Here is a 12,371-nt window from a genome sequence, read left to right as displayed (position 1 = left end):
CAATCACCTGGAGGTGTAAAAAAATTAATTGGCTCGATTATGTTTTTATTATCTTTTTGATTATTTCAGGCCTGAGTGGTCTATTCAACGGGATGCTCAAAGCTTTTATAAAATTAGCATCCTTGGTGGTAGCATTTTATGCGGCCATTACCTATCACCAAAGTGTTGCCTTATGGTTAGCTGATCAGTGGGGCCTGGCAGATACCCTGGCTCAAATGATCAAACCCCTGGTAAAATTACCAGGCGCTTTGAATAGCCCGGAAATATTAAAAATGCCAGTTGATATTCTACAAAAAATAAGCAGTGAAATTCAATTACCCAGTCAATGGAGCCAAATAATTGCTCAACTGGGTCAGTTTGGTCCTAACGAAACCGTGGGACATGCTTTGAATTTAATGTTAGCCCAGGGTATCTTAAAAATAATAGCCTTTATTGGGATATACATTATTGTGAAAACAATTATCGGCATAATCGCTTGGCTGCTGGGAATTATCATGCCCTTTAGCCCACTGGGACCCCTGGATAAGTTAGGTGGTTTATTGTTGGGTTTAACCTGTGGGGCTATTGCAATTGTTGTTATCATCAGTATATTAATCCCCCTGCAAGGCCCCGTGTTTTTATTTGGCGGATCAGAGGGTTTATTGAGCACCTTGGCCCAGGGAATTGAACAATCCATTTTCGTCCAGAAGCTAGGTCCGATGATAAAAAAATTAAATTGGTACCCAAACCTACTGCCGGACATTAGTAATCAATTTTTATTTAAGTACATCCCAAAGGGACCAGGCACTCAGATATAATTTTTTTAGTACAGGATAAAATAAACTAAACTGCCATAACCTAGCTGATAAAAATACTATCCTGAAAAATGGCCATGGGCTTTTACCGCTCAGGCCGGCAAAGGGTTTTAACCCTCTGCGGCTGCCACCCGTGGCCTGGGTAACGAATTAAAGGAGAATTTTACATGAATATAAAACCAGAAGATCTTATATACAATCGTAAAAATGTCTGGAAACAGGTTAATGCTGAAACAGCCCAACAAATTTTTAATTTCTCGGAAGGATATAAACAATTCATTTCAAATTCCAAGACCGAAAGAGCCTGTGTAAGTCAAATTATAAATATGGCACAAATAAGGGGCTTTATCCCAATTCAACAATGCCAGGCGTTGAAGCCAGGCGATAAAGTGATTATTAGCAGTAAAGGAAAGGTTGTGGCATTGGCTGTTATCGGTCAGCAGGGTTTAGACCGGGGCCTTAGTCTAATCGGTTCCCATACCGATGCACCAAGGCTGGACCTTAAACCGCATCCTTTATTCCAAGACCAAGAACTAGCTCTTTTTAAGACCCATTACTATGGTGGTATTAAAAAATATCAGTGGTTAGCAATTCCTTTAGCACTACATGGCGTTATCTATAAATCAGATGGCCAGGTTGTTGATATTTCGATTGGTGAAGAACCGAATGACCCGATATTTACCATCTCAGATCTCCTGCCTCATTTGGCTAAGGATCAAATGGTAAAGAAATTAACGGAGGCTGTTGAAGGGGAACAATTAAACATATTAATTGGTGGTGTACCACTTCCTGGGGGAGGAAAGGACAACTCCGTTAAGTTAAATATTCTAAAATTATTACATGAGACTTATGGTATTACTGAGGAGGATTTTGTAAGTGCGGAATTGGAATTGGTACCGGCAGGACCTGCCCGTGATCTTGGCTTAGATCGCAGCATGATCGGTGCCTATGGACAGGATGATCGGGTTTGTGTTTATACTTCCTTACAGGCAATATTAGAAATAAATAACCCCAACCGGACAGCCGTAGCATTGTTTGTTGATAAAGAGGAAGTTGGCAGTAATGGCAATACGGGGATGATGGGCCGCTTTTTACAAAATACCATCAGTGAAATGGGTATGAGATTGTATCCCGCCTTTAATGAATTTGCTTTATATAGGGTTTTTGAAAAATCCATTGCCCTTTCCGCAGATGTTACAGCAGCCATGGATCCAAATTATGAAGGAGTACTGGAAAAAATGAATGCCGCCAGATTAGGCGGCGGGGTGGCCTTAACCAAATATACCGGAGTAAAGGGAAAGTATCATACCAATGATGCCAATGCCGAATATGTTGCCTTTATCCGAAAAATGTTAAATCAACATGATATTATATGGCAAACAGGTGAACTGGGTAAAGTAGATCAGGGGGGCGGAGGAACCATTGCTTATATCATAGCCGAACTGGGTTTTGAAGTGATTGACTGTGGTGTACCTCTGTTGTCTATGCATTCACCTTTGGAAATTGCCAGCAAAGCCGATGTCTTTGAATGCTATAGAACCTATAAAAATTTCTTTATGGTCTAAAGACTGGTTTTAAATTATTTAAACAGAAGGGAAGTTTCATGGAGTTTGATATTATAAAGGGCTGGGTAATCAATCTTTTTACAATTGAAGATATACAAAGGGCATTTACAACCACCTTGAGGATTATTGCCACCTTAATACTGGCCAAGATTATGATATCCTTTGGCAGCCAGGTCACGGATAGGCTGTTTACAAATAGGTCGGGTAAGTATATTGGCGATAACAGGGCCCAGACTTTAGCCGGACTGCTCAAAAGTGTTCTCCGTTATGTTGTATACTTCGTGGCAACGATGTCAATTATTGAGCTCTTTATTCCCAATGCAGCCAAAACAATACTGGCAGGTGCCGGCATATTGGGTCTGGCTGTGGGTTTTGGGGCCCAAAACCTGGTACGGGATATTATAACTGGTTTCTTTATTTTATTTGAAGATCAGTATTCTGTGGGGGAGTATGTTACCATAGCCGATGTTACGGGTACGGTGGAGGAAATAGGCATGAGGGTTACCAAAGTAAGGGAAACAGGTGGCCAACTCCACATCATTCCCAATGGTATGATTAGTCAAGTTGCTAATTATAATCGTGGCAGCATGTTAGCAGTGGTTGAAATTGGTATCTCCTACGAAGAAAATATCGATAGAGTAATTGACCTATTAAAGGCCATGAGTGCGGTATTTGCTAAAACCTGGACAGAAGATTTAGTAGAGGGACCAGATATTGTAGGAGTTGTCAGGTTTGGCGAGTCAGATGTGGTCATTCGTATTACTGCTAAAACCAAACCCATGCGTCAGTGGGAGATTGAACGCCAGTTAAGGAAAAGCATTAAGGAAGTATTTGATCAAGAGGGAATTCAAATTCCCTACCCACGGCGGGTATTAGTTAACACTGCTGGAGGTGATACTGTTGCATAAGTATCAGGTGGGAGATGTGGTACGAACCCGTAAGGCCCATCCCTGTGGTGGGGATACCTGGGAGATCATGAGGACCGGTGTGGATTTTCGTATCAAGTGTCAGAAATGTGGCCGGATTCTCTTGTTACCAAGGCCTAAATTTGAAAAAAGTGTAAAAGCTGTTATTAGTGATTCAGGTGACTGAAAATTTCCCCGTTCAACCTCTTGCCCTTTATATTTAATGGTGATATAATTTTACAGTGCCTTTTAAAGGCTTGTTTTCCACCCTGCTCTATCAAGGGGTAGAGCCGTTAGTCCGTGGGGAGGAGGTGAACTATTGTGCGCAACTACGAAGTATTGTACATCATTAAACCCGATGTTGAAGAGGAAAAAGTAACTGCATTGGTAGAAAAATTTAAGACTCTTGTAGAAGAAAAGGGCGCCGAAGTTACTAAACTTGATAAATGGGGTAAGCGTCGCTTAGCCTATGAAATCAACAAGATAAAAGACGGCATCTATGTCTTAATGCAGTTTAAAGCAGAGCCTGCAGCTGCTGCTGAACTTGACAGGGTTATGAAAATTAATGATGATATGGTTCGTCACATGATCGTTCGCGAAGGCGAATAATAAATGGATAGAACAAACCCAAGGCGGTGTTTATAATGCTCAATAGAATTATCTTGATTGGGCGTCTGACCCGGGATCCAGAACTACGCTATACCACAAATGGTATTGCTGTGGCACACATGACAATAGCAGTTGATCGCCCGCAATTTAATAGAGATAGGGAAAAAGAAACGGATTTTATTGATATCGTTGTCTGGCAAAAACAGGCTGAAACCTGTGCCAACAATTTGGGCAAAGGCCGTTTGATTGCTGTGGAAGGTCGTTTGCAGATCCGTTCCTATGATGACAAACAAGGTATCAGACGTAAAGTTTCTGAAGTTGTGGCAGATGCTATTCGTTTTCTTGATTGGCCCAAAGACCGGGAAAATCAGGGTGGCGGGCAGTATGATAGTGGTAATACCAGTGGTTTTGGTAGTGAAATTAGCTTTAACGGAGATGACATACCGTTCTAGGGTTAGACTGAGTAAGGCCAGTACCCGTATAAGGAGGGAAAACTGTGAAACGTGAACGTGGACGTAGAGGTAGAAAACGCGTTTGTAGCTTTTGTGTAGACAAAGCGGTAGCCATTGACTATAAAGAAACTTCCAAGCTAAGAAAGTACGTTACCGAGCGTGGTAAAATTTTGCCCCGTCGTATTTCCGGTAACTGTGCTCATCACCAACGCATGTTGACCAGTGCTATTAAAAGGTCCCGTAACATTGCTTTATTGCCTTTTAGCACAGAAGCATAAGATATTAAAGGATGGGGAATTTTCCTCATCCTTTTTAATTTAGCATTAGCCGATGGCATGGTTTAAAATTAACAAATCGCTAAGGTTTAAAGGCTAAAAACTTATCCCTGGATTAGCGGTTTTTCTGTGTATATAGTAAGATAGGTATCAATGGATCGGTTAACCTTCGCCCGGAACGTCTTTTTTAACCATTGCCCCCAACAAATAACACGGGGTAAAGGCAGGAAATACGGGTTATACCAGCGAATCTTTAGTTGTTTTAAGAAAGAAGAGGTGAACATTTTTTGGCTTCCCCTAAAGATACTCGGGCCCTTGTGGATGGTGCCCTTATGGCAGGTATGACAGCAATGCTGGGTTTATTGGGGATGTTTATACCCCCATTTTTTTTAGTCATCGGTATTTTAATGCCATTGCCATTGGCAGTACTAGTAGTACGAAGGGACTTAAAGATAGCGGTTTTATCACTGGTGGTTACGGGTCTTTTAATGATGATGCTTTACCCAGACCCTTTGCAAGTACTCGTGATGTTTATTCAATTTGGACCTTTGGGCCTGGTGCTGGGCTTTTTATATAAAAATTATGTTTCCCCTGGTCATGCCCTAATAACGGCAACTTTGGTCTCCGTCATAGCATCAATTTTGGTTATTTCGCTAAGTGTTTTGGTAACGGGATTAAACTTAGAGTTTATTCAAGCAGCCATAAATGAATCATTAAATAAAATTTTTACCATGTACCAAGAAGCTGGTTACCCCGTACCCACAGAACAACAAGAATTTATGAGAACAAGCTTAAAGACTTCTATTTTACTATTACCAGCCATGTATCTTATTTTTGCGGTATTTTCCACTGCCCTTACCTACATTGTAGGTGCTAAGGTTTTAAAAAGACTTAACTACCGAGTTAATAAGCTGCCGCCCTTTAGTCAATGGAGGTTGCCCTGGTATGCTATTTGGGGTGTTATCCTCGGATTGATTTTTTTATTGGCCGGCGATAATTTCAATCTGCCAGCGGTTAAAATAATAGGCCAAAATTTATTAACCATCTTTGGATTTGCCTTTTTTATCATTGGTGTGTCAGTGGTAGCTTTTTATTTTAAAAAATTAACTTTTTCCAAACCCTTTAAAACAATTCTTTTGGTGTTGTTAATCTTGTACATTAGTATTATGTATATGGCAATTATCTTACTGGGCTTATTTGATACAATCTTAAACCTTCGACGCCCAATGTTCAAAAAAAATACGGAATGATTATGAGAATTTATACATTCTGATAGTAAAATAAAGGAGGACTCTCAAATGCAGGTAGTTTTATTGCAAGATGTAAATAAGCTTGGCAAGAAAGGTGATATCGTTAATGTTTCGGAGGGCTATGCCAGAAACTTTTTATACCCCAAAAACTTTGCGGCACCTGCCACTGAAAGTAAATTAAAAGAATTAAAAACCCAAAAGCAAAACCAGGCTGCCAAGAAACAAAAGGAAGAAGAAGAGGCTAAGGCCTTGGCAACTCAGATCAGCGGTTTAACCGTTGTATTAAAAGTCAAAGTAGGGGAAGCAGGTCGCCTTTTTGGAGCAATTAGCAATAAAGATGTTGCTGATGGTCTAAAGGAACAACATAATTATACAATTGATAAAAAGAAGATCACGTTAAAAGAACCCATCAAAAGCTTAGGCACTTATACCATTACAATTAAAATCCATCCCGTAGCCCATGCTGACATTCATGTTGAAGTAGTGGCTGTGGAATAATTTTTCAAGAACCGGGACAGGATCAGGCGTTTGAAAGGAGCAACCATCATGAAAGTTTTCCTCGAAAGGTTCAAGAGCAGCACCAATGATCAAGGATCCAAACAATTTGTTGACCAGGAGGATAAATTACAACGGCAGGTTACCGCCATATATAATTTGTTAAGCCAACTACATGGTTCTGACAAACTCGTACTCCGTGCCGGCAAGTTAGAAGCCTTACCCTTGATGCGTTCCGAAAAAATAGAGGAAAGAGTACTTGCTTTACAAAAGCTAGTATTTGAAGATCCAACATACGAAACATTGCCTACCATTGAAGAGATCCCGGCTATCCTAGAGTCATTGCAGGACGAAATCGCTGATACCATTGCCCGCCGCACCGTAGAGGATGAGCTAGAAAAAAAGATCGGTGAAAAGATGAATCAGCGTCACGAGGATTATATTCGTGAAATTAAAATGCAGATCATTAAAGAAGATACAGGACCGGAAAATGCCCAAACTTTAAAAAAATTAGCTATCTTGGAAAAGCTTGATTCAAAAAAATTGGCCACATCGGCTATGGAAATTCTCAGACCAGAAAGCTTTTCTGAGATAGTGGGTCAGGAACGGGCAGTGAAAGCACTTTTAGCCAAACTTACCTCCCCCTTTCCCCAGCATATAATACTATATGGCCCTCCGGGTGTGGGCAAAACAACGGCTGCTCGCCTAGCCTTGGAAGTGGCCAAGGGGATAAAGGGAGCACCCTTTGCCAAGGATGCACCCTTTGTGGAGGTGGATGGTACAACCCTTCGCTGGGACCCACGGGAGGTTACCAATCCTTTACTGGGATCGGTGCATGACCCTATCTATCAAGGTGCCCGTCGAGATTTAGCTGAGACGGGTGTTCCAGAACCAAAGCTGGGCTTAGTCACCGATGCCCATGGTGGAGTATTATTTATTGATGAAGTGGGTGAATTGGATTACAGCCTGCAAAATAAGCTGTTGAAGGTATTAGAAGATAAAAGAGTTTTTTTTGATTCTGCCTATTATGATCCCAATGATGTCAATGTGCCAAAATATATTAAAAAGATATTTGAAGACGGTGCACCAGCGGACTTTACTTTAATCGGGGCAACCACCCGGGACCCAGAGGATATTAATCCCGCTGTTCGTTCACGTTGCGCAGAAGTTTTCTTCGAGCCACTCACCCCTTCTGCCATTCAAAATATTATTAAGCAATCGGCGAAGAAATTGAATGTAATAATAGACCAACAAATACCCGAAGTGATTTCCGAATATACGATTGAAGGTAGAAAGGCCATTAATATTTTGGCCGATGCCTATGGCTTAGCTTGTTTCCGCCAACATCAGGAACAATTTGAGAAGCCAATTCATATTACAACCCAAGATGTTTATGAAGTGGTTCAGGTTAGTCGATTAACACCCTATGTGACGAAAAAAGCCACGGATGAAAAGGAAGTTGGCAAAATATTTGGCTTAGGGGTAGCTGGGTTTCTTGGTTCCGTTTTGGAGATTGAAGCGGTGGCCTTTCCGGCACGCAATCCCTCCCAGGGAAATATTCGTTTTAATGATACGGCGGGCAGCATGGCTAAGGATTCCGTATTTAATGCCGCCTCTGTGATCCGTAAAATTACGGGTGAAGATATTGGTGACTATGATATTCATGTAAATATCGTGGGTGGTGGACGCATTGACGGTCCTTCTGCCGGTGTGGCCATCATGCTGGCTATGTTAAGTGCCATTCAAAATAAGCCTATTCTCCAAGATATTGCGGTGACTGGTGAGTTGTCTATTCAGGGAAAAGTTCGCGCAGTTGGTGGTGTCTTTGAAAAAATTTATGGTGCCAAGCAGGCAGGTATTAAGAGGGTCTTTATTCCCAAGGAAAACAGCAAAGATGTACCCTTGGATTTAAAAGGAATTGAAGTAAAATGTGTCCAGAGTGTGGAAGAGATATTGGAGTATATTTTGACCGAGGATAATAAAGCTTGGAAAGCTAGTTAATTGACGAGGTATTTGGCTGACGGCTGATGGCTGACAGCTGTGACCAAGAGGTGTGCTATGCTAGAAAGAGTACCGCCACAGAATATAGAAGCAGAACAATCGGTACTGGGAGCGATGCTCCTGGAGAGGGAAGCCATATTTCGTGTAATGGAATTCCTCAAACCCGAGGACTTTTATCGCGACAGCCATCGGATCATCTATGAAGTTATTTTGGAATTGGCAGAAACAGGTCAACCAGTAGACCTCATTACCGTGACAAATTCGTTGAGGGACAAGGGTGAGTTAGAAAAAATTGGGGGCGTTACCTATGTGGCCACCCTGGCAAACCTTGTCCCCACAGCAGCCAATGCAGAATACTACGCCCGTATTGTAGAGGAAAAGGCCCTTTCCCGGGCCTTAATCTCTGTTACCACCCGTATTTCTGCCAGGGGTTATGAAGGCTCGGAAAATCCAGATGAACTGTTAGATGAAGCCGAGCGGTCTATTTTAGAACTGGCCCAACGTCGCAGTACAGATAGTTTTATCCCGATTAAAGATATTTTAATTAAGACCTTTGAGGATATTGAACATGTCTACAATAATAGGGGAAAGATTACCGGTGTACCAACTGGTTTTATTGAACTGGATAACATGACCAACGGTTTTCAGCCGGGTGATTTAGCCATCCTGGCTGCCCGCCCAAGTATGGGTAAAACGGCCCTTGCCATTCTCTGTGGTCAATATGCTGCCTTAAAACATCAAATACCTGTGGCTATCTTTAGCTTAGAAATGTCCAAGGAGCAGCTAGTACAACGGATGTTGTGTTCGGAGGCCATGGTAGATGCCCATAAGGTTCGTACAGGGAATATCGCCGATGAGGATTGGAGCAAATTAAGTGAAGCAGCCAGGCACTTGTCCCGGGCACCCATCTATTTAGATGATACAGGTGCGGCCACGGTAAGGGAAGTAAGATCCAAATGCAGGAGATTAAAGGTTGAAAAGGGACTTGGCCTGGTTGTTATTGACTACCTACAGTTAATGTCCGGCGGCAAACGTATAGAAAACAGACAACAAGAAATCGCGGACATATCTAGGAAATTAAAGGGCCTGGCCAAAGAGCTGCATGTGCCGGTATTGGCACTCTCGCAGTTAAGCCGTGCAGTGGAAAGTCGTACAGATAAGCGGCCCATGATGTCCGATTTGCGTGAAAGTGGCAGTATTGAGCAGGATGCAGATATTATTATGTTTATTTATCGGGATGAGTATTACAACCCTGATTCGGAAAAAAAAGGAATCGCAGAAATTATTATAGCTAAGCAGCGGAATGGTTCGGTGGGTAGTGTCGAGTTAGGATTTTTTAGGGAGTTTGTAAAATTTGTTAACTTGGCCAAAAGAGAGTAATGAATGGGAGTTCGATATTATTTACAGAATTTTTCTAATGAATATTGTATTATCCTCCGTTGGGATGTTGACAAGATGCTTAAACTGATTTAGTATAATCCTGTTTGGAAATGTTTGCTTATTATAATATATACTTAACGCTGGAGGAACTTTTTAACGCTCAAATGGATAACTTTTTAAGTTTCTATTTGGGTTATTTTTATTCCAGCGGGCAAAATAACCCAAATAATTAAGATAAAAGCCTATTGTTATAGTTAGTGAATAAAAGTTCTTATAGAATATTCCGTTTTATATTGGTAAAAAGCAATGGGTTCAGGAGGTGTGCTTGTGTCAACAGTAGTGATTATCGGTGCCCAATGGGGTGACGAAGGGAAAGGAAAAATCACAGATTTTTTAGCTGAAAAAGCAGATATTGTTGTGCGCTACCAAGGTGGCAATAATGCCGGACACACTGTGGTGGTGGACGATGGTGAATTTAAACTTCATCTCATTCCATCCGGTATTTTACATCCAGAAAAACTATGTGTTATAGGTAATGGGGTTGTTATTGACCCTAAAGTATTAAAAGAAGAGCTTGATTCCCTGGCAGAACGGGGTGTCCCAATTGCTAAATTATGTGTTAGCCAACGTGCCCACATAATCATGCCTTATCATCGCCAACTGGATGCAGTGGAGGAAGAACAAAAGGGTGCAGACAAGATTGGCACAACGAAGAGAGGCATTGGACCTACCTATACGGATAAGGCCTCCCGGGTTGGCATAAGGGTAGTGGATATTATCGACAAAGAAGAGTTCCCCAAGATACTTAAGAAAAATATTGATTGCAAAAATGATATCTTTGAAAAGCTACATAATACCAAAGGTTTTCAATATGAAGAGGTATTGGCTGAATATCAAGGCTATGCAGAAATGCTTGAACCAATGGCAGAAGATGTTTCATTGCTGGTACACAATGCGATTAAAGAAGGAAAGAATGTACTGTTTGAAGGTGCCCAGGGAACATTGCTAGACCTGGATCATGGTACCTATCCCTATGTAACCTCCTCTCACCCCACAGCCGCCGCTGCTTGTTTGGGTAGTGGAATTGGACCTTCGAAAATTAATCGTGCCCTTGGTATTGTTAAGGCCTATACAACCCGTGTTGGAGAAGGCCCTTTCCCCACTGAACTAAATGATGCATTGGGTGAAGAAATTAGGAAAAACGGCAATGAATACGGGACCACCACAGGCCGCCCCCGTCGTTGTGGTTGGTTTGATGCTGTCATCGTGCGTTACGCCGCCCGTATCAGCGGCTTAGACAGCCTGGCTATCACCAAACTGGATGTCCTTTCTGGCCTGCCAGTAATAAAACTTTGCTCAGGTTATCGCTACAAGGGGGATATCATTCGTGAATTCCCAGCCTCCCTCAAGGAACTAGCAAAGTGTGAGCCGGTATACGAAGAATTCCCTGGTTGGACGGAGGATATTTCTCAGGTAACCCGTTATGAGGAACTGCCAGAGAATGCTAAACGTTACTTAGAACGTATCATTGAGTTAACCGAGGTTAAGATTTCACTAATAAGCGTTGGCGTAAAACGCAGCCAAACCATTATCCTGGAAGACTTATTTGAGTAAATACGATGGGCCCTTCGGGGCCCATGCTCTTCCAGACTTTAAACAAATCCTAACAACTATGTTAATAAATTAAGGACAAGTTTTAAAATTAAAATTGTTGACATATGGGGGATTTATGCTGTAATATATCACATGTGAGGTTTGCCGCAGCAAAATATAGGATCCATTAGCTCAGTTGGTAGAGCACCTGACTTTTAATCAGGGTGTCCCGCGTTCGAGTCGCGGATGGATCACCATAATGAGAAGTTAGAAGTGAGAGGTTGGAAGTGGGAAACAAAATATTGGATTACAATCTCCAAGGATATAGAGTTTCTCACCTCCAACCTCTCATCTCTCACCTCTAAATTGGCCCCTTGGTCAAGTGGTCTAAGACACCGCCCTTTCACGGCGGTAACACGGGTTCGAATCCCGTAGGGGTCACCACAATAATAGGATCCATTAGCTCAGTTGGTAGAGCACCTGACTTTTAATCAGGGTGTCCCGCGTTCGAGTCGCGGATGGATCACCAGCTGAGAAGCGAGAAGTGAGAGGTTGGAAGTGGGAAAAAAGCATCGGAACGGTGCAATTCTCGGGCATATTTTCTCACCTCCAACTTCTCACCTCTCACATCTCAAACGGCCCCTTGGTCAAGTGGTCTAAGACACCGCCCTTTCACGGCGGTAACACGGGTTCGAATCCCGTAGGGGTCACCACATTTATAAAATCTAAGGCTGATGCCTTTAAGTTAGGACTTGGCTAAGCCAGGTTTTTCTAATGTTTACAGGCTTTTGTTAATTGGATATACTTATAACATAGGCGGATGTAGCTCAATGGTAGAGCATCAGCTTCCCAAGCTGAGGGTTGCGAGTTCGAGTCTCGTCATCCGCTCCAGTAAAATTAAGGCCTCCGAGGATTTACTTAATCCTTTGGAGGCCTTTTTGGTGTCCATTTGGTGCCCGACCACCTTCAGTGCACCATTGGTGCCCAACTTAGCATGACCTAGAAGTTCCTGAATTACCTTCATGTCTTCCCCTAATATCGGCAATCTACTA

Annotated in this window: 12 protein-coding genes and 5 tRNA genes; all 17 read left to right on the top strand. The window is 42.2% G+C overall.

The window, feature by feature from the left end:
• Positions 1–2: 2 nt before the first annotated feature.
• On the top strand, positions 3–797 hold the full coding sequence (locus AC1U9Z_RS06820; RefSeq protein ID WP_479956540.1) for a CvpA family protein: 795 nt from the start codon (positions 3–5) through the stop codon (positions 795–797).
• A 164-nt stretch (positions 798–961) separates the two neighbouring features.
• Positions 962–2,359 carry an aminopeptidase gene (locus AC1U9Z_RS06815; protein WP_479956505.1) on the top strand — a complete coding sequence of 466 codons (1,398 nt, stop codon included), beginning with the start codon at positions 962–964 and terminating at the stop codon, positions 2,357–2,359.
• 38 nt (positions 2,360–2,397) lie between these two features.
• Positions 2,398–3,267 (top strand): mechanosensitive ion channel family protein, encoded by an 870-nt coding sequence (locus AC1U9Z_RS06810; protein WP_479956503.1) that lies wholly within the window; start codon positions 2,398–2,400, stop codon positions 3,265–3,267.
• Positions 3,260–3,451: a DUF951 domain-containing protein gene (locus AC1U9Z_RS06805; RefSeq protein ID WP_333531461.1), complete on the top strand. Its 192-nt coding sequence runs from the start codon at positions 3,260–3,262 to the stop codon at positions 3,449–3,451. The genes AC1U9Z_RS06810 and AC1U9Z_RS06805 overlap by 8 nt, the downstream gene beginning before the upstream one ends.
• A 134-nt stretch (positions 3,452–3,585) precedes the next feature.
• The gene (rpsF, locus tag AC1U9Z_RS06800) at positions 3,586–3,873 is read left to right on the top strand and encodes a 30S ribosomal protein S6 (protein ID WP_333531462.1); all 288 of its coding nucleotides are present in this window, start codon (positions 3,586–3,588) and stop codon (positions 3,871–3,873) included.
• Between the two features lie 35 nt (positions 3,874–3,908).
• The gene (locus AC1U9Z_RS06795) at positions 3,909–4,325 is read left to right on the top strand and encodes a single-stranded DNA-binding protein (protein ID WP_333531463.1); all 417 of its coding nucleotides are present in this window, start codon (positions 3,909–3,911) and stop codon (positions 4,323–4,325) included.
• A gap of 44 nt (positions 4,326–4,369) precedes the next feature.
• The gene (gene rpsR / locus AC1U9Z_RS06790; RefSeq protein ID WP_333531464.1) at positions 4,370–4,603 is read left to right on the top strand and encodes a 30S ribosomal protein S18; all 234 of its coding nucleotides are present in this window, start codon (positions 4,370–4,372) and stop codon (positions 4,601–4,603) included.
• A gap of 284 nt (positions 4,604–4,887) precedes the next feature.
• On the top strand, positions 4,888–5,850 hold the full coding sequence (locus AC1U9Z_RS06785) for a YybS family protein (protein ID WP_479956501.1): 963 nt from the start codon (positions 4,888–4,890) through the stop codon (positions 5,848–5,850).
• Positions 5,851–5,898: 48 nt separating this feature from the next.
• Positions 5,899–6,348, top strand: a complete 450-nt coding sequence (gene rplI, locus AC1U9Z_RS06780) for a 50S ribosomal protein L9 (RefSeq protein ID WP_333531467.1) — start codon at positions 5,899–5,901, stop codon at positions 6,346–6,348.
• Positions 6,349–6,396: 48 nt separating this feature from the next.
• Positions 6,397–8,346, top strand: coding sequence for a Lon family ATP-dependent protease (gene lonC, locus AC1U9Z_RS06775; RefSeq protein ID WP_479956499.1), 1,950 nt, complete (start codon positions 6,397–6,399; stop codon positions 8,344–8,346).
• 57 nt (positions 8,347–8,403) lie between these two features.
• Positions 8,404–9,726 carry a replicative DNA helicase gene (gene dnaB / locus AC1U9Z_RS06770; protein WP_333531469.1) on the top strand — a complete coding sequence of 441 codons (1,323 nt, stop codon included), beginning with the start codon at positions 8,404–8,406 and terminating at the stop codon, positions 9,724–9,726.
• A gap of 327 nt (positions 9,727–10,053) precedes the next feature.
• Positions 10,054–11,340 (top strand): adenylosuccinate synthase, encoded by a 1,287-nt coding sequence (locus AC1U9Z_RS06765; protein WP_479956497.1) that lies wholly within the window; start codon positions 10,054–10,056, stop codon positions 11,338–11,340.
• A gap of 160 nt (positions 11,341–11,500) precedes the next feature.
• A tRNA-Lys gene (locus AC1U9Z_RS06760) sits at positions 11,501–11,576 on the top strand.
• Positions 11,577–11,687: 111 nt separating this feature from the next.
• Positions 11,688–11,763, top strand: a tRNA-Glu gene (locus AC1U9Z_RS06755).
• 9 nt (positions 11,764–11,772) lie between these two features.
• A tRNA-Lys gene (locus AC1U9Z_RS06750) sits at positions 11,773–11,848 on the top strand.
• Positions 11,849–11,956: 108 nt separating this feature from the next.
• Positions 11,957–12,032: transfer RNA gene (locus AC1U9Z_RS06745), tRNA-Glu, on the top strand.
• Between the two features lie 103 nt (positions 12,033–12,135).
• Positions 12,136–12,210: transfer RNA gene (locus AC1U9Z_RS06740), tRNA-Gly, on the top strand.
• Positions 12,211–12,371 lie beyond the last annotated feature (161 nt).

This window comes from Desulfotomaculum sp. (genome assembly GCF_982386235.1).
Note: the sequence above shows the minus strand (reverse complement) of the source record. Positions and strands in the feature narration are given on the sequence as shown.

Excerpts from the sequence above, each read along its gene's own strand:
- AC1U9Z_RS06815 (WP_479956505.1), top strand. The coding sequence starts at position 962 with ATGAATATAAAACCAGAAGATCTTATATACAATCGTAAAAATGTCTGG.
- AC1U9Z_RS06810 (WP_479956503.1), top strand. The coding sequence starts at position 2,398 with ATGGAGTTTGATATTATAAAGGGCTGGGTAATCAATCTTTTTACAATT.
- AC1U9Z_RS06795 (WP_333531463.1), top strand. The coding sequence starts at position 3,909 with ATGCTCAATAGAATTATCTTGATTGGGCGTCTGACCCGGGATCCAGAA.
- rplI (WP_333531467.1), top strand. The coding sequence starts at position 5,899 with ATGCAGGTAGTTTTATTGCAAGATGTAAATAAGCTTGGCAAGAAAGGT.
- lonC (WP_479956499.1), top strand. The coding sequence starts at position 6,397 with ATGAAAGTTTTCCTCGAAAGGTTCAAGAGCAGCACCAATGATCAAGGA.
- dnaB (WP_333531469.1), top strand. The coding sequence starts at position 8,404 with ATGCTAGAAAGAGTACCGCCACAGAATATAGAAGCAGAACAATCGGTA.